Raw genomic sequence first — 18,418 nt, 5'->3', positions numbered from 1 at the left:
CGTGGCAGATCAGCAAGCAATTGATACCGCAGCAAGCATGACAGCAATGGCGGCAAAGACTGCAGTAGCAGGTGGTGCAACAGGGGTGTTTACGTGGCTAGGTGGCTTAGATATTGGTTTATTAATCAGTATTTTTGCTGCAATTAGCGGCCTTTTGGTAAGTGTTTTTGGCTCTGTTGTGACTTGGTATTACAAGTACAAAGCAGACCAACGCGCCCAAGAGATACATGCACTTGAAATGAAAAAAATAGAGAAAGGAGGGCGTGATGTCGAACAAGACTAAAATCGCCGTATTGCTTACATCAATGGTCAGTTCAGGCGGAGTTTTATGGACATCTGGATACGAGGGGTGGCGTTCAAAGCCGTACTATGACACGGGCCGAGTCGTGACACAGGGTTTTGGCTCAACAGTTAAGCCTGATGGCTCAAAAATCAAGATTACAGACCAACCTATTACCCAAAAACAAGGGCTTGAATACCTAAAAGTACACATGGCCAAAGATGCGAAAGTCTTTAACAAATCACTGTCAGGCGTGAAGCTTTCACAGGATGAATATGATGTTTATATGGACTTCACTTATCAGTTTGGGACGGGTGCCTGGTCATCATCCAAGATGCTGAGCAATTTAAAGCAAGGTAAATACGTTCAAGCTTGTAAATCACTGGAGGCATGGCGTTTTTCACGTGTAGGCGGCAAGAAAGTGGATTGTCGTGTAAACCGTGGTTGTGCAGGTGTATGGAATCGTCAGCATGCACGTATGCAGAAGTGTTTGGGAGCAAATGCATGACAGCAGTTCTAATCATAAAAGCGATTTGGAATTTTCTAGGCAAGGTTTTTATCTGGATCATGTCAAATAAGCGTTGGTCTTTGATTATCGTTCTTGTGCTTTATGGCGTATTCCAGACGTGGCAGAGCAATAGTTTGGCTAATGATTTGAATAAAGCTGGTGCTGTTTGTGATGAGAAAGTGAATCAGGTTCAAGCTGATTTTGATAAATACAAAGCAGACCAAAAAACAGCAATTGAAACAGCCAAGACTACGGTTGCCACACAGCAACAGAAATGGGCTGAGCAACTTTTACAGGTAGAACAAAATGCGAGTCAAAAAATACAAAATGCGGTTGTTGCCGCTCATGATCTTGATCTGGCTAATCGCGGGCTGTCAGAGCAAATCAGTATTGCAAACCAACGTTTGTCCAACGCCAACAGTGAAGACATCGCGGAGTACACCAAAACCTGCAATCTCGTACTCGAAAACTTGGCAACTAGAGGTGGAGAAATCGCAAAAGCAGCTGATGGGCACGAAATTGATGCAGAAAAATTAGAGGAACAATTAAATGTAGTCGCAAGTGGGGTGAAGCCCTCTAAGTGAGGGCTTATTTAAATAATATTAGAAATAATGCTTTCGATGCTTTTTAATGAGTTGATTGTTGCTTTAAATGCATTATCTATATTAACTTCATCATCCAACCAAATTGACTTGGCCCCATTCGTATTAGATTCATATGAATTCTTAGGACTATTATTTAATAATAAACTTTTAAGATGAACCACCTTGATTATTTGATCTTGCAAAATATGATTTGGTATTTTTTCTAAGACTAATCGGTCATTAAATGACTGAAAATTATTTTTTAATATTAAAATCTCTCTAGAGATTATCATAATATTTGATAAATTTACTTTTACATTTTCCTCATGGAATGGGTCATTTGACCCTCTAGTATGTAAGTCTCTTAGATAGTAAGAGCAGCTAGTCTCTATATTTTCAAAAAATATGACTAAATCGGAGAAAACATTCATACACAAAAAAGATTCTTGTTGGATTCTAAAGTAAAGCTCCATTGTTTGAGCTTTATTTTGGAGTAAATAACCTCTAAATGTTAGAAATCCAATCAAAACTAAATTTAAAATAGCAACTATAGCTTCTATAGCTGAGTTATTTCTACTAATAAAATCAAATATTTGCATTAATAATTGTGTCCAATAAAATTTATTTTTTTACTAATTTTCATTTTTCCAAAATTCCATATATTAACTAATTTTATTAAGATATATTATATACATGAAATTTAACTTTGAGTTATTTACTTAAAATAAAAAATATCAATCTATTGTACATAGGAAATTAATATGAAAAAAAGATTATCATTAAAAGATCAATGTATAGAGTCTGGGATTGATTTTGAAGAGATTAAAATAGCTTATGATGCTAAACCGGAATTAGCATTATTAAAATATTATGAAAAACAGGGTTATATTGGCTCATTCATTGAAGGCTATACAATCCTAACAGTTTTAAAAGCATTGATGTTAGATAAATTAACTCAACTAAATCCATTTAATGATAGGAATGATGCTTGTAGCAGATATCTTGAAGCTCAATTTACAATTCATAAAGGACTAGAGTCTGTGATCATAAATTCGATTCGTAGCATTAATAGAGGAAAATATTTATCAAATTTACGAGAAATTTTTAAGCAGCCTTTTATAAAATCACAACACCCAAATTTATCATTTCAATGTTGTGAAGCATTGTATGATGCTATTGATTTAGAAATTTTTATAAGGGTCGCAAGAAAATTTTCTGAGGATCCATATACATATAGAAATGGTTGGCCCGATTTAATAATCGTAAAAGATAATGAAGTTAGGTTTATAGAAGTAAAAACAACTGATAAGTTGCATAGTAGTCAGCTAATAACAATACCAACTTTTAGTAAAATTTTACCTTATAACTTTTCTGTTTGTAAGCTTATAAAAATTTGAAGTTAAGAGTTAATGCTAATCAATCCATCCCAAGTGAATGGATTTCTACTCAATTTATCTCTACTCATGGACCAAGGGCGGTTCGGTATATAGCAAGCACCTATACCTAATTTCTTTTCCCCAAACCGTTCATGTACATTTTCAAAAGCACACATTAACTTTTCATTTCTATCAATCTTGGCCATATCAGTGAGAAGATCAAAGGTATGGCCACCTTTAGGTTCTAATCCAGTTAGCATCACCCCACACTTCTTGTACTTGATGCCTTCTTTGTAGATATGATCTAGTATCGCAGTTGCGGCTTTAACAAGATCAATGACACAGTCTGTAGGTTCAGAAAAAGCATAAGAAATCGCTTTGTTATAAAAAGGCACATTAGGATCAAAGGGATTAGACTGTACAAAAGCCACGATACATCCACAAAGCAACTCACCTGCACGTAATCTAGAGCAGGCATCTTGTGCATACATGCTAATCGCTTCTTTTAAGTCGTTGAGCTCTGTGACTCGAGATCCAAAAGAGCGACTGGCCACAATCTGTTTCTTACTTGGTGGTGTGTGTTCAACTTCAATGCAAGAAATACCTTGCAGCTCCGTAACAGTTCTTGCCACGACAATTGAGAATTGCTTTTTTATTTCTGCTGGGTTTGTACGAGCAAGATCAAGAACAGTATGCAAAAGCTGAATGTGAGTATGCTCTTTGACTATTTTATTAGATGTTTGAAATAGTGTACATAAAAGTGTACATAAAAATTAAATATACTGATATTTTATATATTTTTATATTAAATTCAGTACCTTATAAAATCAACAGCACATATCGAACATGACGATAGTTTTGTTCATTTAAGGTTCCTTAAAACTTTTCAAAGTTCAATTTCTCTCCATAAAAAAACTTCTTTAGTTTTTGAATAATAAGAGTATTTGCTTAAAACTTGGCTCTCAAAATATTTCAAAGTTCAACTAAGAAATTCATGTACCAAATATTTTTGTGTACATATTTAAGCAGATATATTGATGGATTAGAATTGTATATCACTTCAATATTTCAAGACTACTATGGTACTTAGTGATTCTTGATTAAAGTCTAATAACGGAAAATTACCAGAAAAAGTAGCGGTTATTGCTAATAGGGACTTTTTTCTGTCAGAATTTCTCCAAAAGGCAAAATTGTTTTTCAGTATTGCTATGGCTTCAATGGGAATGCAAAACGGATTGATGTGAGTATATATCGATTAATGAGTCTGAAAGATGTAAGAAATTAGATCTTCTAGATTGGGTAAAGAAAGATCCTTGGCTACTAAAACTTAATGAAGAGCTATTAAAATAAGTTTTTAAGAAAATTTTTCTGATTTTCATCTTTGTGAAGGTTTTGCCTTAGCTGCATTTGATATTTAATCACTCAGTTGTTCGACTTTGGCACTTTCCCACGCAATTATCGCTGTTTTTCGGGTTGTTCCCCACATATATCCACCAAAATTTCCAGAGGCTTGAATCACTCGATGGCAGGGAATCAAAAATGCCACAGGATTATGACCTATAGCAGTTCCTACTGCACGAGCAGCATTTTTTTGACCAATGTCTTTGGCAACTGCCCCATAGGCACTGAGCTGTCCCATCGGGATTTTAAGCAAACTTTCCCAAACCTTAAGCTGAAAAGCAGTCGCTTTAAGATGTAATTTTATTTTTGATAAATTATCACGGTTGAACTGAAAAATCTGTAAAGCCTGCTGTTGTAATGCATCACTGTATTCGGTTAGCTGGGCTTTGGGAAATTGTTCTATCAATGAGATTAGTGCAGTTTCTTCATTATCTATAAATGCCAAATAACAAATTCCTTTTAGTGTTGATGCTATCAGTACTTTGCCAAAAAGCGTTTCTGCAAAGCTGTAATTAATTTGCAAGGCTTGTCCACCATGTCGATATTCAGCGGGAGTCATTCCTTCTATTTGTATAAATAAATCATGTAAGCGACTTGAGCTAGATAATCCTGCATCGAATGTCGTATCTAACAAAGTGATCTTAGGTGGGTGCTTTAGAATGGATTTTGCATGTTGTATGGTGGTGTATTGCAGGAATTTTTTAGGACTAATTCCTACCCATTCAGTGAATAAGCGCTGAAAATGTGCTGGGCTAAGGTGGACATGTGCAGCGATTTCCGCCAAATTGGGTTGTTGTTGAAAATTATGCTGAATATATTCAATTGCTTTTGCAATGCGAGAATAATTTAGAGATGCTGACATAATTGCACACAGGATATATTGGATTTCATTTTAGATTAGCAAATCAGGTCTATCAGTAAAATCCAATTCTTGCGCTTATAGAAGGAGCACAGCAAATTGTAAGTCAATTGTAAAGCAGGGCATGATATGACAATTTGCTGTGACTCTGAATGGTATTAAGCACGAATCATATAAATTGATTGATCGCCATCACAGGAAAAATCAGCTAAAAAAACCGTGCAAACCAACCTTTTCCTTTTTTCTTTTCTTGGGCGTGTAGATATTGCAACATATTATCACGCACTGAATTTACATAATCCTGATCATCATGCTGGATATGATTAATTAACCATTTGGATAACAAACGGTACAAATCATTTTCAATCGACTCTCCATTGTTGAAGCGCTGCCGATAGTCATCTAATCGTTTTACAAATAATTCGTGTATGCCTTTGTGTGAAGGTAAGTACTGATAACAGACTTGTTGCAGTAAATTTTCTTCAAAGCTGAAATGAGATTGAGTATAGTCGATTAAATCATCAAGTACATCTTTGATTTTATCGTGCTGACCATTGACTCGGATCTCTTCTAAAACATTAATATAATCTAAAATTTGTCGATGTTGATGATCAATCACATCGATTCCAATATTATAACTTTCATTCCATTCCATCTTGAGTCTCTTTAAAATTCTGATCATGAATTGGTTGTTTTTTTTATGTTATCTTGAGAACAAATAATTCCATAAAAAAAATATGGAATTAATATACTATAGCGTCTGTTACATGAAATCTATAGTAAAAATAATTTTTTGAAACTTAATATTGAATTAGGTAGTATCAATCTTCAGATTTTACTCAAGATTTTTTAAAATACATGTCTATAAAAACGCCCTTAATTCGATCAAGTATCTTAAGTCAGCTCAATCACTGTAATGTCTGGTTAAAAATGGAATCTTCGCAACCCGCAGGCTCCTTTAAACAGCGCAGTATTGGGCAAGCCTGTCAAGAGTACGCCAAACAGGGCGCCAAAAAATTTATTAGTTCATCTGGTGGAAATGCAGGAATTTCAGTTGCTTATTTGGGCAAACAATTGAATATCCCTGTTGTCGTTGTTGTTCCTGAAACAACATCACAAAGAGCAATTGAGTTGATGCGTAAAGAAAATGCTGAAGTAATTGTGCATGGTGCATCTTGGGTTGATGCCAATGCATTGGCATTATCCTATGTCACCTCGCAAGCAATTTATATTCATCCGTTTGATGATCAATATTTATGGGATGGTGTTGCTACAATCATTGATGAGGTGCTGGCTGATGGCGTTCGACCAAGTGCAGTTGTTTTATCGGTGGGCGGTGGTAGCCTTATTTCTGGCATACAGCAAGGTCTATTGAAACATCAACTTGATATTCCGATTTATGCAATTGAAACGGAAGGGACAGCATCTTTAAATACTTCGATTAAAATGCGGAAAAATATTGTTTTAGATCAGGTTACAGGTATCGCTACGACACTTGCAGCCAAGCAAGTATGCGAAAATGCATTTCAAATTTCCCAGCGTTATCAAGTAAAAGGCTTGACTGTTTCTGATCGGGAAGCTGTTTTGGCTTGTCAGAAATTTTTAGATGATCATCGTACTTTAGTTGAACCCGCTTGTGGGGCAACCTTATCGATTTTATATGATCAAAAAATTAGTGTGGCTGAAACAGATGATGTATTGGTAATTGTTTGTGGTGGAGCAACAACTACTCAAGCACAGTTGTCCCAGTATCTTTCAGATTTACAGATTAAAAACTAAAATTAGATTCACTTATTTTTACGAGGAAATCTGCTGTATAGAACTATTGTTGAGATGCTCAGAATCAGTATTTTCTGAGCATCATATTATTATTATCATCAGGTTATGCTTACTGTTTTGATTTTGACCAATTCAGCAGCCAAGCCGCTTGGGCATCTAGACTGTTATCATTTTGCAATTTGCTTTTTAATTCGTTTGCAGCTTGATAATCATTTGGACCAACTAAAACACGAACGCCTTTTGTTGTGACACTGGTTTTTGTTGCATAACCTTTGTTCTTTAACTTATCTACAATATGATCAGCCTTTTCTTGGTTGGCAGCCAAAGCGACTTGAATCATCCAGTTTTTTTCAGTGCTATCAGTGAGCTTATTTTTTACACTATCTGCAGGTTTTACTACTGGCTTGAGATCTTTTTTCGCCTGAGTATCCGATGGAGTTCCGACTTTAGCTTTCTCAGGATGAGCTACAGCATTTTCCTGTTTTTGAGCCACGATTGCGGCTTTAATTTTTAAGTCAGGCTTAACGGTATTGTCTTTAGGTTTGTCAACTTTGGCGACAAGAGTATTTTTTGAGTCGTTAATCCCAGTCGAGGTTGTTTTTGGGGTGTTTTTATTCGATTCTGTCAGTTTTGCTGCATCATCCGTGTTTTCTGTAGAGAGTTCATCCCAAGTTTTACACATATAGATGCCTTGTTTCTGAGGTACAGAATAGCAATACATACTTTCTTTCTCTGATTTTGTTGCTGAAAAACTACTTGCAGAACAAAGAATTAAGATTGAGGAAATGATCGTTTTTTTCATAAAGTGTTATCTAGTTCACATTTTGTGTCATTATAAACAAAAAGTTATGCTTTTAGAAATAATTAAAAATATATTGAAACAAAGTGAATTAAGTTATTGTTATATATTTATATTTTTAAAATAGAAATTGATCTTTAATTATGTTTTTAAGTTTTTGATTTTCATTAAATATCATATTAATGATGTCAAAACGACTCTTTAAAAATACAAAAATAGTTGAAATTTACTTAAGATGTATTGAGATATCGTTTAAATTTTTTGCATCTTGGTTAGATCTAAATCCAAATGACAACACCCCTTGATACTTTTAAGTAGAAAATTGATAGTGAGTAATAATTTCTTTATTTTTACTTTAGGGTGTGTCCTCATTTGAGGAAATAGCTCAAAAATGAGTATGTTTATGCTTATATTTGAATATTTAACAAACAATATGATTGTTTATTGAATAAAATAAGAGCTAATTTGCCTCATAAAATGAAATGAGGACACGCCCTAGTGTGCTCCTGAAATTGAGGTGAGTTAGCTGTATTTCACTATTTCACCGTACCTAAAACTGGAATCATTCTTGGTCCAGCTTCACGGGCTTTACTAACAATTTCAACCAATTCATCGTATGTTAAGTTGAAAGAGTCTGAGCTATCAAAAATGTACACAACATTCTTGTCTTTTAGCTCTTCTGGCTTTTCAGGGATAAAGCGTTCAGGGATCAATTTCTGAGTTAATCCTTCATCAGATAGGTGTTTAGGTATCATTTTTTGTCCTATGCAAATTGTTAAGATCGTTGGATAAGGTTTGTTTGGTCATAACTATAATAACGAGTTATGTCGATCCATGTAGAAATGTCTTTTTCCCATTTGTAAACTCGATTGCCATCTAGTCTTAAGAGATCTAATCCTTTGATCCCAAAATGTGTGGAATCATTAGGGAGTAGATCCCATGGAATATCTGAGTTTTCTGATAGCCAATTTTCCCAGACATTCTGAATATAAGGAACAACGAAGTTTTGCTGCAGCTCATTCCAAGAGAAAATATTTTGAATATTCGATTTCTCCTTATATGAATCAATGACACTTTTTGTTGGTCTAAATGATTTGATGAACTTTTCTAATAGTTCCTTAACAAAAGGATAGTCAGTATTGAGGTTATTCGGTGATTCAATTACTGAATATGCTTCTTCAGCATCGGCAATATCTGCAGCAGAAATATAACGCTGTTTAAGCGCAAATTTTGAGTAATTCTCACCAAATTGTTCTTTTGCAAATTGAATAGCATCTTGGTACTCAATACGCTTGCCACGTTTCTTTAAATTAACGTAGCGTTTAAGGCTACCCCAAGATGAATGAAGGGTGATTGTTTGAAGTTGGGGAATGGTAAAACCATCTTCGGCATAGCGAGTTGCTGCTTCATGCCGTAAATCATGGAATCTTAGATCCATGATGTTATTCAATCTGCATGCTCTACGGAAATAGTCAGAAACAGTTTGAACATTAACAGGCAGTAAAAGCTCGTCACTATAACCAAGCTCTAGCATTCGTTTACGTGTCGAAGGTTCAAGTAATTCATCAATGATCAATAGGGCATTAGGCTCCAGATGTGCAAATTTATGATTGCCTTTTGAGCCATCAGGATTTTTAACATCACGGATCTTCCATTGATTGTTTTTACGATCAAAATCCTCAAGCCGCATTTCACACAGTTCACCTTCGCGGCGACCAGTATAGATCGCAAGCCACATTACCAAATGCATTGGAATAGCATTACGGACGCGCTTCCAGCCTTTATAAAAGTGGTTTGTGAGTGTGAAAAGTTCCTCTGTTGTAATCAGACGATCACGCTCTTTGGACTTGGTAACGATACGGGCTTTTTTTAACCCAATAATTGCTTGAGATAGTTCATTTTTGGCGTTTGCAACATCTTCTCCCCAAACAAGCTCAGCATGGCCTAGAACACTCGAGATATGCGAAATGTCTTTCAGAGCGGTTGATGGACTAACACCATCAATCATTTCCATAGGATTGCCTTTACGCCGCTCAATAGCAAAATTTGAGAAGTCTTGGCGAGAAAGGGTATAGACATCTTTTTGAGAAATATCATAGTTACAAATATTTTTTAAAGCAGCTTTCTTCGTCCCGGCAAATTCATTCCCAATTTCTTCGATATACTTCTCGATAAACTGATCTAAAGTTTTTGACACAGTTTGAGTTTCTGGATTTAAAATAGCGGGATTAACAAGTATTTCTGCTTCAACTCGTTTAATCCATTCTTTGGCTAATGATTCTTTGGCAAAAGTTCTTGTTTTGTTGAATGTGGTTTTATCTGGTCGTTTGATGCGTATTTGTGCTGTGTAAGTAAACCTCCCATCAATTTTCTGACGTTTTGTAATTGTTCCCATATTTATTTACCTATTCGAATGCTACATTTTTTAATAATGCTACAATTAAGAAAATTGTAGCATTATTTTAGCAATGAATAGTAAAGAATGATTCAGAATGTTGGAAAATGATTGAGAATATAGGAATTGGAAAATTGAGTAAAAACAAAGTTATTGAAGAATTGTTCGATAAAACAAAGCGTAACCAAATTTGGGTCGCGCCGATGGCAGGTGTAACGGATCGGCCATTCAGAACACTATGTAAATACTTTGGTGCAGGGCATGCGGTCAGTGAAATGATGACTGCTGACAAAACACTTCGCATGAGCAAAAAAAGCTTATATCGCGCCAATTTTGATGGCGAAATTGCCCCAATCTCAGCCCAAATTGCAGGCTCAGACCCAGAACAATTGGCAGAGGCTGCACGTTATCAGGTTGAGAATGGCGCTCAAATTGTCGATATAAATATGGGTTGCCCAGCTAAAAAAGTCTGCAACAAACTGGCAGGTTCAGCACTCCTTCAAGATGAAGATTTGGTCGCTCGAATTTTAGATACTGTGGTTGCTGCTGTCGATGTGCCTGTGACTTTAAAAACACGTCTCGGTTATTTGAATGGTTATGAAAATATTATGCGGGTGGCGAAACGTGCTGAGCAGGCAGGCATTGCAGCGTTAGCACTACATGGGCGTACCCGTGAAGACATGTATTTAAATACGGCACGTTATGAACTGATTAAACAAGTGAAAAGTCATATTGATATTCCCGTGATAGCCAATGGTGATATCGACAGTCCTGAAAAAGCTAAATATGTACTCGATTACACAGGTGCAGATGCGATTATGATTGGTCGTGCTGCTCAGGGTCGACCGTGGATTTTTCGTGAAATTGCCCATTATTTAAAAACAGGACAACATTTGTCTGCACCGAGTATTGAAGAAGTCAAAACCGTTTTGCTTGGACATTTGAACGAGCTGTATGAGTTCTATGGCGAATATTCAGGATGTCGTATAGCACGTAAACATATTGCTTGGTATACCAAGGGTTTACATTCAAGTAATGAGTTTCGTCAAAATATGTACAAGGTTGAATCGACCCTTGAACAAGCGAAAGTGGTGGAAGCTTACTTCGATTTATTGCTTGGTCAAGGGGAAAATATGGACGATGTGCAAGTTGAATCCATCAGTTTACTTGAGACACATTAAGCCAAACGCATTTCTTTTGCCAAGGTATAGATGAGTTCGGCAGCTTCAAGTTGACGAATTTCAGCAACTTGACTTCCTGCCCAAAATGCAGCAAAGCCTTGATGCTGTTGTTGTGCTGCAAGCTGATGTAGTTGCTTAGCAATATCATAGCTATAAGGGTAAACAGGAATTTCTGGACGATCAAGTTGTTCAATCCATTTATGCCAGTCATTTACAATACCGCGTGCAGGACGACCCGAAATTGCTGCGCTAATTTGTGTTACAGGTTCATCAAATAATGCTTCGCGATACATGGTATTGGCATTGGAAGATGAGCACTGAATAAATGCTGTTCCCAGTTGGACGGCCGATGCCCCAAGATCGAGTAAATGTTGGGCATGCTGACCATTCATTATGCCACCAGCCGCAACAATCGGAAGGTTACAGTATTGATGTAAAAGTTGAACTAGCTCTGCGGTACTCAATGCTGCATCGCGTTGGGGGTGGAAAATGCCACGATGTCCACCTGCTTCAATGCCTTGAGCAATGATTAGATCAATTCCAGCCTGTTCGATGGCTTGTGCTTCATTTAAATTGGTTGCTGTCACCATCGTGATAATTCCAGCTTCTTTCAAAGCTTGGATTTGATGTGGATGTGGAATACCAAAATGAAAACTTACAGCCGCAGGACGTAATTCTAAAATCAGATGAAGATAATCATCAGAATCTAGAAAACTTGGGTAAATACAGTTGAGCTGTTCGGGAGCATGGTGCCCGAACTGAGCAAAATACGGCTGTAAATGCTGAATCCATTGCTGTGCAACATCAGGATCAAGCACTTCACTACGATGACAAAAGAAATTGACCTGAAATGCCTGATCGGTTAATGCCTGCGTCTTTAAAATCTGCTCACGGCAACTCTCAATTGAGCTTGCACCTAGACCTAATGAACCTAAACCGCCTGCATTGGAAACCTCGGCGGCAAGTTGTGGGGTCGATACACCTGCCATTGGTGCAAGAAAAATTGGGTACTGTAATGAGAGCTGATTTAATGTAGACATAAGATATTAACTTTGATATGACAATGAAAATGGGAGCATTATTGATGATCCCCTGTGGCTTTATGAATTTGGTCTTCAGTGTGATTAATCGTACGATCAAGTTCACTGGCAGCATGGTCTGATGCTTGTTTGGTTTTGGCTGAAACGGTATCTACTGTTTGTTTAAAATCATTTTTAGCTTGTTCGGCAGCTTTATCTAAATGCTGTTCAGTCGATGCGCCTGTTTCAGGATTTGGCTGTTTTTGACATGCTGTTAGACCTAAGACAATGCAGATGCTACTCAGCATAATTATTTGTTTCATCAAGAATTCCTCTCATTTATGATTGTATTTGAGCTTAGTCTAGAGATTTCTTGAAATCGAAAAAGTGAAATTTACATTTTGCTAACGAGAGTATTATAGGCTCAAACATTTTTACTATTTGAACAATACGACTTTCATCTTGCTTGACACTGTCACAATGTCTAAATGTAACAGTGTCAGTGCCTCATTTTTATTGTAACCAGTCACGTAACAACTGAGTTGTTTCTTCAGGGCACTCCATAGGAGGTAAATGCCCACACTGTTTAAAAATATGAAGTTGTGAATGTGCAATCCCTTCATGCATTTCCTGAGCGAGTTTTACAGGCGTTACAAGGTCATTTTCACCCACTGCAATCAATGTTGGAACTTGAATGTCTGCCAATAATGGGCGTGAGTCTATGCGAGCGAGAATAGCCGTTTGCTGATTGATAAAGCCGATGCCACCAATACGCTGAGCCATAGCTTTAATTTCTTCAGCGAAGGGTTCATGCACACGAGATGGATGAATAATTTGAGGAAGTAATTTATTGGTTACTCCCATAAATCGACCGACTTTGAGTGAATGTATGGTCGCTTGGCGGTGTTTTGCTGAAGTCGCGCTGTCAGGGCGGGCACTGGTATCAAACAGTGCAAGTTTAGTCACACGCTCAGGTGCTTGACGCATGACTTCAAAAGCAACATAGCCCCCCATAGACAGTCCAACAAGCGCAAATTTTGCGGGTGCCTGATTTAAAATTCGTGCTGCCATTGCGGGTAAATTGTCATCTTGTGACAAGTCTGCAACAATGATTTCTGCGTATTGTGACAAAGCATCTGTTTGATATTGCCACAATTTTTTATCATTGAGTAAACCGGGAATAAAAACGACGGTAGGACGAGGAGAAAGCATAAACAACCTAAATTAATGTTTGACTTGCACTAAAGATAAAATGCTACCAATCACAGCAAAGACAAGGGTGAGACTGACAATTGCTGACCAGCCTCCGTGTAACCAAAACCAGCCACCCACTGAGCCAATGATGCTGGAACCCATATAATAAAATAATAAGTATAAAGATGCGGCATGTCCTTTATTTTCACCTGCTGTAGGGCCAACACAGCCACTAGTCACAGAGTGAGTGATAAAGAATCCAGTGGTGACTAAAATAACTCCCGCAATAATTGCAATGATTGGGTTTGCCAAAGTACATAAAATCCCTAAACCCATAATGATAAAACCACTCAGCATTAGAGGGCGTTTACCAAAGCGATCGGCTAAGCTTCCTGCGATTGATGAAGACACTACACCAAATGCATAGACCAAAAAGATCAGGCTAATGGTGGTTTGACTAAATGAATATGGCGCACCTGATAGGCGGAAAGTCGCATAGTTAAATAGCGTGACAAAAATACTGGTCAAACAAAAGCCAACTGCATACAGACGAATAAGACCCAAGTTTTTTAAATGTTTGCCCCATGTCCGCATATGAAAGCTGACACGAAAGCTGGGTTGAGCAATAAAGTTGCGAGATTTAGGCAGTAATTGAAAAAATCCAAAAGAAAAGATGAGACAAATGATACCAAGTACACCAAGGGCAATCCGCCATGAATAAAATTCGCTGATTAGTCCCATACCCACTCGACCCATCATTGCACCGAAGGCTGTACCTCCGACATAAAGCCCCATGGCTTTACCCAAATGCGCAGGATCGATTTCTTCAGCCAGCCATGCCATTGCAACAGCAGGGACACCCCCAAGAACCAATCCTTCAAGCGCCCGAGCAATCAGCAGTGCATGCCACTCTTGCATAAATGCAGCGATGATATTTAAAACAGAGGCGACTGCCATTGAAATAAACATAATGCCACGCCGTCCGAAGGCTTGTGAAAATGCGCTGGCTAATACAATCGAGAATGCCAGTAAGCCTGTGGTTAAGGACAGTGCCAAGGAACTGGTTGCAGGACTAATTGCAAAACTATGTGAAAATGCAGGAAGAAGCGGCTGTACACAATAAATCAGGGAGAAGCTGGCAAAGCCCAATAAGAACAGGGCAAAACCTGCACGGTAATAGTCTTGAGAGCCTTGTTGAATCCAGAGATTTTTTGTAGTGGGGCGGGTGCGTGGAGAAGATGAGCGATGCGTCCAAGTTTCTGTAGGAACTTGAACGGATTTGGATGATGAGTCGCTAGACATGATAAATACTCAATTGGTGAGATTTTATAAGGAACTTATTCGAGATTAATCTAGCAATTTACTAGGTATTTTTCTAATATATTTAAATATGTACCTTGATATGTTTTATATATGGAACTTCGGCATATACGCTACTTCCTAGTGGCAGCAGAAGAAAAAAATCTGACCAAAGCCGCCATGCGTTTAGGGATTAGTCAGCCACCTTTAAGTATGCAAATTCGCGATTTGGAAAATGAAATTGGGGCAGCCCTATTTCACCGTAATCCACATGGTATCGTCCTCACTGAAGCGGGTCAGGCTTTTTTACAGGCTGTACAGCCTTTGCAGCAACGTGCTGAGGAAGCTATTCAAATCGCACGACAAGTTGCCAATGGTGAACTTGGACAGTTAAATTTGGGCTTTACAGGAACAGCAGCATTAAACCCACTGATTCCGACGGCAATTCGTGAGTTCCAAAAGACTTATCCGAAGGTGAAAGTAAAAATTGAGGAAGCCAATTCAGCAGCATTGATTCAAAAACTACTCAATGAACAAGTCGATATTGCTTTCCTCCGACCTTCAGATCCTCAACCAGAAGCATTAAAAATTCAGCATTTAATGGATGAACCTTTGGTTGCTGTTGTGCCATCACATCATCCTGCAGCAAAACATGCACAGGCTTTGGCTTTGACTGTACTCAAAGATGATCCATTTATTATGATTCCTGAATCTTTTTCAGGAATGGGCTTATATGATGCGATTGTACAAGCGTGTTTACAGGCAGGATTTGACCCGAAAATTGGACAAAGCGCACCTCAGTTAGTGTCTATCTTATCTTTAATTTCTGGTAACTTGGGTGTTTCTTTGGTACCTGAGTCCGTGATTCAGGTGCAACTGGCGGGTATTCAGCATTGTCGATTGCAAGCACCTGTGCCACATGTCAGTCTTGGCTTGGCGTATCATGCGGAAAATCCATCACAACTGGCGATCAATTTTGCCAGTATCGTGATGTCTTTATGTCATCAAAATCAATATTGAACTGGCTATAATTTGGAGTATTTATTTATGCCTTTACAACGTGGTATCTATCGACATTATAAAGGTCAGCTTTACCAAGTATTTACAGTTGCAAAACATAGTGAAACTGAGGAAGAACATGTGGTATACCAATGTTTATATGGAGATTACTCCATGTGGATTCGACCATTAAGCATGTTTGTTGAACAGGTAAGCTTAGAAAATGGCGTAAGTTGTCCACGTTTTGAATTAATCCAACGCTTAGAATAATGATGAATAAGAGAGGTTGTGAATGATTGATGAACAGTTTCTAAAGCAACAAAAACAACTGTATTTACAACTGAAACAACATGATTCCCAGCAAGATCATCGTTTGGCGCGTTATGGCAGTATGGAGTTAGAGTCTGTACTGTTTCTTTCTCAACTCATTACTTTACAAAATAGTCAGAACATCCTTGAAATCGGCACATCCGCAGGCTTTACCACACTATGGGTTGCAAAAATGCTTGAAAATAGTACAGGGCATCTGATTAGTGTGGAAAAACAACCTGAGAGAAGTATATTTGCACAGCAGAACTTGCAAGCCTTTGACTTAAAAACACCGATTGATTTTTGGATTGGTGACGCATTGCAGTTTTTGCAGCAGACAACGCAATGCTTTGATCTGATTATTTTGGATGCAGAGCGGAGTGAATATTTATCTTATTGGCAATATTTACCCCAACACGTGAAACCACGAGGAATGATTGTGATTGATCGTGTAATTTCGCATGCTAGGGAAGTGTCAGAATTTATTTCAGTGATAAAATCTGACACAAATTTTGTGATGAGTCACTTGGCGATTGGGGCAGGCTTATGTGTTTTGGTTAAGCAAGCATGACGCTTGAAAAGTGTAAATTATAAGTGAGATATTTTTCTATAAATGCTGTTTTATTCTGCACACGTAACATACTGTCATAAACAAAGCGGGGTACAGAGTAAAATAATACGGCTGTACCATCTGCATAAAAAATTTTTAAGTAACGAGAACTTGCACTGTATTTCCAAGTTTTAACGATGTGATCAGCTCTATACATATATATCACCCTGTATCGTTGTTGGTATTTTTCTAAAATAGTGCAATTTTTGAACCAACAAATGCATTATTCATTCTATTCTTATCATTTATTACATATCCTGATGTATGCCTACTCCCTAGCTGTTTGAAATCAACACATCCTTTTACAAAATAATAAACAGACGCTAAAAAACAAACAAGTAACCTTATGTGTCGCACAAGGTTACTTGTTGTTGAATGCATATAGAAAAGATTTAGATCTTATTTTTCGACAATTGCAGTTACACCTTGGCCACCTGCGGCACAAATTGAAATCAATGCACGTCCTGAACCTTTTTGGTGAATCAGTTTGGCCGCAGTGGCTAAAATGCGCCCGCCTGTCGCTGCAAAAGGGTGACCTGCAGCAAGAGATGAACCATTGACATTGAGTTTTCTACGATCAATTTTACCTAGCGGTTCGGCTAAACCAAGACGTTGTTGGCAGAACTCAGGGTCTTCCCATGCTTTTAAGGTACTGAGGACTTGTGAGGCAAAGGCTTCATGAATTTCGTAAAAGTCAAAATCCTGTAGCTTTAAATTGGCACGAGCGAGCATGCGTGGCACAGCATAAGCAGGCGCCATGAGCAAACCTTCTTTTTTATGCACAAAATCAACTGCTGCTGTTTCAGAAAAACTTAAATAGGCCAAAACTTCATGTCCATTGGCTTTGGCCCATTCTTCCGAGGCAAGTAATACACAGGATGCGCCGTCAGTTAGAGGTGTTGAGTTCGCTGCGGTCATGGTGGCATTGTCACCTTTACCAAATACAGGGCGTAAAGTTGACAGTTTTTCAATAGAAGAATCTGGACGTAAGTTTTGATCGCGGTTTAAGCCTAAAAATGGGGTGATCAAGTCATCAAAGAAACCTGCTTCATAGGCAGCAGCCAGTTTATGATGACTGGCAACGGCAAGCTCATCTTGTGCCTGACGAGAAATTCCCCATTCTAAAGCAGTTAAAGCGGCATGTTCACCCATCGATAAACCTGTGCGGGGTTCACCATTTTTAGGGGCTTCGATCAGCGATTTAAAGTTGATGCTGCTGAGTGCCTGAAGGCGGGCTTTTGCAGTTTTGGCAACATTGAGTTCAAGCAGTGCTTTGCGTAAGCCATCGCCGAGTGCAACGGGTGCATCTGAGGTGGTATCGACACCGCCAGCAATCCCGACTTCGATTTGCCCAAGTGCAATTTTATTGGCAACCGCAAAAGCTGCCTGTAAACCCGTGCCACAAGCCTGTTGTAAATCGTAAGCAGGCGTTTCAGGCGCAAGCTGACTATTGAGCAGACATTCACGTGTTAAATTAAAATCACGGCTATGTTTAAGAACAGCACCTGCAACAACTTCCCCCAGTCGTTGCCCTTGTAAGTGGAAGCGTTCAACCAGACCATTGAGCGCAGCAGTGAACATGTCGGTATTGCTAGCTTTCAAATAAGGACCATTAGAACGGGCAAAAGGAATACGATTGCCACCCAAAATTGCAACACGACGAATAGTAGTCTGACTCATAGTGATGTTCCTGTGCAAAAAATGAAAAAAGGTTGGATGGAAAAATAAAGTGAAATTAGAGATAATTTTGTTTTACCATAGCATAGAATAGAACTCGGGCAATTGACCGAAATGACACAATAACAACGATTCAAGTCAACACATCT

20 protein-coding genes and 3 pseudogenes are annotated in these 18,418 nt (G+C 38.1%); 10 read left to right on the top strand and 13 right to left on the bottom strand.

Translation table 11 applies throughout. The features are described 5' to 3' along the window. The first annotated feature begins 1 nt into the window (after position 1). Genes LVY74_RS01535 through LVY74_RS01525 form a run of 3 tightly spaced genes read left to right on the top strand, consistent with a single transcriptional unit; the run spans position 2 to position 1,372 of the window. Positions 2-283, top strand: a complete 282-nt coding sequence (locus LVY74_RS01535; protein ID WP_151710822.1) for a holin — start codon at positions 2-4, stop codon at positions 281-283. Then, positions 267-788, top strand: coding sequence for a glycoside hydrolase family protein (locus LVY74_RS01530; protein WP_237813524.1), 522 nt, complete (start codon positions 267-269; stop codon positions 786-788). The genes LVY74_RS01535 and LVY74_RS01530 overlap by 17 nt, the downstream gene beginning before the upstream one ends. Next, entirely contained in the window at positions 785-1,372 is a 588-nt protein-coding gene (locus tag LVY74_RS01525) for a hypothetical protein (RefSeq protein ID WP_237813523.1), read from the top strand. Before LVY74_RS01530 ends, LVY74_RS01525 begins: the two co-directional genes overlap by 4 nt. A gap of 8 nt (positions 1,373-1,380) precedes the next feature. On the opposite strand, the gene LVY74_RS01520 is transcribed toward LVY74_RS01525, so the two are convergent. Then, positions 1,381-1,971 carry a hypothetical protein gene (locus tag LVY74_RS01520; RefSeq protein WP_237813522.1) on the bottom strand — a complete coding sequence of 197 codons (591 nt, stop codon included), beginning with the start codon at positions 1,969-1,971 and terminating at the stop codon, positions 1,381-1,383. 162 nt (positions 1,972-2,133) lie between these two features. Between LVY74_RS01520 and LVY74_RS01515 the strand changes: the two genes are divergently transcribed. Next, positions 2,134-2,769, top strand: coding sequence for a VRR-NUC domain-containing protein (locus tag LVY74_RS01515; RefSeq protein ID WP_111894286.1), 636 nt, complete (start codon positions 2,134-2,136; stop codon positions 2,767-2,769). A gap of 2 nt (positions 2,770-2,771) precedes the next feature. Here the strand turns inward: LVY74_RS01515 and LVY74_RS01510 are convergent. Continuing rightward, a pseudogene (locus LVY74_RS01510) lies at positions 2,772-3,446 on the bottom strand (DinB/UmuC family translesion DNA polymerase); the annotation flags it as partial. A 444-nt stretch (positions 3,447-3,890) separates the two neighbouring features. On the opposite strand from LVY74_RS01510, the pseudogene LVY74_RS17830 reads away from it, so the two are divergent. Further along, positions 3,891-4,027, top strand: a pseudogene (locus tag LVY74_RS17830) (tyrosine-type recombinase/integrase); the annotation flags it as partial. 135 nt (positions 4,028-4,162) lie between these two features. On the opposite strand, the gene LVY74_RS01505 reads toward LVY74_RS17830, so the two are convergent. After that, a complete protein-coding gene (locus LVY74_RS01505) occupies positions 4,163-5,011 on the bottom strand; it encodes a methylated-DNA--[protein]-cysteine S-methyltransferase (RefSeq protein ID WP_237813521.1) in 849 nt (282 codons plus the stop codon). Between the two features lie 205 nt (positions 5,012-5,216). Next, positions 5,217-5,663 (bottom strand): bacteriohemerythrin, encoded by a 447-nt coding sequence (locus LVY74_RS01500; protein WP_237813520.1) that lies wholly within the window; start codon positions 5,661-5,663, stop codon positions 5,217-5,219. 203 nt (positions 5,664-5,866) lie between these two features. On the opposite strand from LVY74_RS01500, the gene LVY74_RS01495 reads away from it, so the two are divergent. After that, entirely contained in the window at positions 5,867-6,787 is a 921-nt protein-coding gene (locus tag LVY74_RS01495; protein ID WP_237813519.1) for a pyridoxal-phosphate dependent enzyme, read from the top strand. Positions 6,788-6,896: 109 nt separating this feature from the next. Here the strand turns inward: LVY74_RS01495 and LVY74_RS01490 are convergent, their stop codons facing one another. From LVY74_RS01490 to LVY74_RS01480, 3 genes are all read right to left on the bottom strand, one after another. Further along, entirely contained in the window at positions 6,897-7,589 is a 693-nt protein-coding gene (locus LVY74_RS01490) for an SPOR domain-containing protein (protein ID WP_237813518.1), read from the bottom strand. A gap of 533 nt (positions 7,590-8,122) precedes the next feature. Then, the gene (locus LVY74_RS01485) at positions 8,123-8,341 is read right to left on the bottom strand and encodes a hypothetical protein (RefSeq protein WP_111894296.1); all 219 of its coding nucleotides are present in this window, start codon (positions 8,339-8,341) and stop codon (positions 8,123-8,125) included. A gap of 20 nt (positions 8,342-8,361) precedes the next feature. Further along, positions 8,362-9,981: a tyrosine-type recombinase/integrase gene (locus LVY74_RS01480; RefSeq protein ID WP_237813517.1), complete on the bottom strand. Its 1,620-nt coding sequence runs from the start codon at positions 9,979-9,981 to the stop codon at positions 8,362-8,364. A gap of 134 nt (positions 9,982-10,115) precedes the next feature. Here LVY74_RS01480 and dusB point away from each other — a divergent pair, with 134 nt between their 5' ends. Beyond that, entirely contained in the window at positions 10,116-11,162 is a 1,047-nt protein-coding gene (gene dusB / locus LVY74_RS01475) for a tRNA dihydrouridine synthase DusB (protein ID WP_269090915.1), read from the top strand. Here the strand turns inward: dusB and LVY74_RS01470 are convergent. The 4 genes from LVY74_RS01470 to LVY74_RS01455 all read right to left on the bottom strand — a co-directional run bounded on the left by LVY74_RS01470 (position 11,159) and on the right by LVY74_RS01455 (position 14,677). Continuing rightward, positions 11,159-12,202, bottom strand: a complete 1,044-nt coding sequence (locus LVY74_RS01470) for an NAD(P)H-dependent flavin oxidoreductase (RefSeq protein ID WP_151709151.1) — start codon at positions 12,200-12,202, stop codon at positions 11,159-11,161. The genes dusB and LVY74_RS01470 overlap by 4 nt on opposite strands. A gap of 38 nt (positions 12,203-12,240) precedes the next feature. After that, a complete protein-coding gene (locus LVY74_RS01465) occupies positions 12,241-12,504 on the bottom strand; it encodes a hypothetical protein (RefSeq protein ID WP_237813516.1) in 264 nt (87 codons plus the stop codon). 190 nt (positions 12,505-12,694) lie between these two features. Beyond that, positions 12,695-13,393 carry an alpha/beta fold hydrolase gene (locus LVY74_RS01460; RefSeq protein WP_237813515.1) on the bottom strand — a complete coding sequence of 233 codons (699 nt, stop codon included), beginning with the start codon at positions 13,391-13,393 and terminating at the stop codon, positions 12,695-12,697. A gap of 12 nt (positions 13,394-13,405) precedes the next feature. After that, entirely contained in the window at positions 13,406-14,677 is a 1,272-nt protein-coding gene (locus LVY74_RS01455; protein ID WP_237813514.1) for an MFS transporter, read from the bottom strand. 111 nt (positions 14,678-14,788) lie between these two features. On the opposite strand from LVY74_RS01455, the gene LVY74_RS01450 reads away from it, so the two are divergent. The 3 genes from LVY74_RS01450 to LVY74_RS01440 are packed head-to-tail and all read left to right on the top strand — an operon-like array spanning position 14,789 to position 16,553. Next, positions 14,789-15,694 carry a LysR family transcriptional regulator gene (locus LVY74_RS01450; RefSeq protein ID WP_237813513.1) on the top strand — a complete coding sequence of 302 codons (906 nt, stop codon included), beginning with the start codon at positions 14,789-14,791 and terminating at the stop codon, positions 15,692-15,694. 27 nt (positions 15,695-15,721) lie between these two features. After that, positions 15,722-15,943, top strand: coding sequence for a DUF1653 domain-containing protein (locus tag LVY74_RS01445; protein ID WP_237813512.1), 222 nt, complete (start codon positions 15,722-15,724; stop codon positions 15,941-15,943). Positions 15,944-15,965: 22 nt separating this feature from the next. Beyond that, entirely contained in the window at positions 15,966-16,553 is a 588-nt protein-coding gene (locus tag LVY74_RS01440; RefSeq protein ID WP_237813511.1) for an O-methyltransferase, read from the top strand. Here the strand turns inward: LVY74_RS01440 and LVY74_RS01435 are convergent. Beyond that, a complete protein-coding gene (locus LVY74_RS01435; protein WP_151778365.1) occupies positions 16,540-16,749 on the bottom strand; it encodes a KTSC domain-containing protein in 210 nt (69 codons plus the stop codon). The genes LVY74_RS01440 and LVY74_RS01435 overlap by 14 nt on opposite strands. 242 nt (positions 16,750-16,991) lie before the next feature. Further along, positions 16,992-18,275 (bottom strand): annotated as a pseudogene (locus LVY74_RS01430) (acetyl-CoA C-acetyltransferase); the annotation flags it as partial. Positions 18,276-18,418 lie beyond the last annotated feature (143 nt).

It is taken from the genome of Acinetobacter sp. ME22 (assembly GCF_022012315.1).
Taxonomy (GTDB): Bacteria; Pseudomonadota; Gammaproteobacteria; order Pseudomonadales; family Moraxellaceae; genus Acinetobacter; species Acinetobacter brisouii_A.
The sequence above is the reverse complement of the archived record's forward strand: the minus strand, read 5'-3'. Positions and strand labels throughout refer to the sequence as shown.

Coding starts and splice junctions, on each gene's coding strand:
- LVY74_RS01530 (WP_237813524.1), top strand. CDS start 267: ATGTCGAACAAGACTAAAATCGCCGTATTGCTTACATCAATGGTCAGT.
- LVY74_RS01525 (WP_237813523.1), top strand. CDS start 785: ATGACAGCAGTTCTAATCATAAAAGCGATTTGGAATTTTCTAGGCAAG.
- LVY74_RS01520 (WP_237813522.1), bottom strand. CDS start 1,971: ATGCAAATATTTGATTTTATTAGTAGAAATAACTCAGCTATAGAAGCT.
- LVY74_RS01515 (WP_111894286.1), top strand. CDS start 2,134: ATGAAAAAAAGATTATCATTAAAAGATCAATGTATAGAGTCTGGGATT.
- LVY74_RS01505 (WP_237813521.1), bottom strand. CDS start 5,011: ATGTCAGCATCTCTAAATTATTCTCGCATTGCAAAAGCAATTGAATAT.
- LVY74_RS01500 (WP_237813520.1), bottom strand. CDS start 5,663: ATGGAATGGAATGAAAGTTATAATATTGGAATCGATGTGATTGATCAT.
- LVY74_RS01495 (WP_237813519.1), top strand. CDS start 5,867: ATGTCTATAAAAACGCCCTTAATTCGATCAAGTATCTTAAGTCAGCTC.
- LVY74_RS01490 (WP_237813518.1), bottom strand. CDS start 7,589: ATGAAAAAAACGATCATTTCCTCAATCTTAATTCTTTGTTCTGCAAGT.
- LVY74_RS01485 (WP_111894296.1), bottom strand. CDS start 8,341: ATGATACCTAAACACCTATCTGATGAAGGATTAACTCAGAAATTGATC.
- LVY74_RS01480 (WP_237813517.1), bottom strand. CDS start 9,981: ATGGGAACAATTACAAAACGTCAGAAAATTGATGGGAGGTTTACTTAC.
- LVY74_RS01470 (WP_151709151.1), bottom strand. CDS start 12,202: ATGTCTACATTAAATCAGCTCTCATTACAGTACCCAATTTTTCTTGCA.
- LVY74_RS01465 (WP_237813516.1), bottom strand. CDS start 12,504: ATGAAACAAATAATTATGCTGAGTAGCATCTGCATTGTCTTAGGTCTA.
- LVY74_RS01460 (WP_237813515.1), bottom strand. CDS start 13,393: ATGCTTTCTCCTCGTCCTACCGTCGTTTTTATTCCCGGTTTACTCAAT.
- LVY74_RS01455 (WP_237813514.1), bottom strand. CDS start 14,677: ATGTCTAGCGACTCATCATCCAAATCCGTTCAAGTTCCTACAGAAACT.
- LVY74_RS01450 (WP_237813513.1), top strand. CDS start 14,789: ATGGAACTTCGGCATATACGCTACTTCCTAGTGGCAGCAGAAGAAAAA.
- LVY74_RS01445 (WP_237813512.1), top strand. CDS start 15,722: ATGCCTTTACAACGTGGTATCTATCGACATTATAAAGGTCAGCTTTAC.
- LVY74_RS01440 (WP_237813511.1), top strand. CDS start 15,966: ATGATTGATGAACAGTTTCTAAAGCAACAAAAACAACTGTATTTACAA.
- LVY74_RS01435 (WP_151778365.1), bottom strand. CDS start 16,749: ATGTATAGAGCTGATCACATCGTTAAAACTTGGAAATACAGTGCAAGT.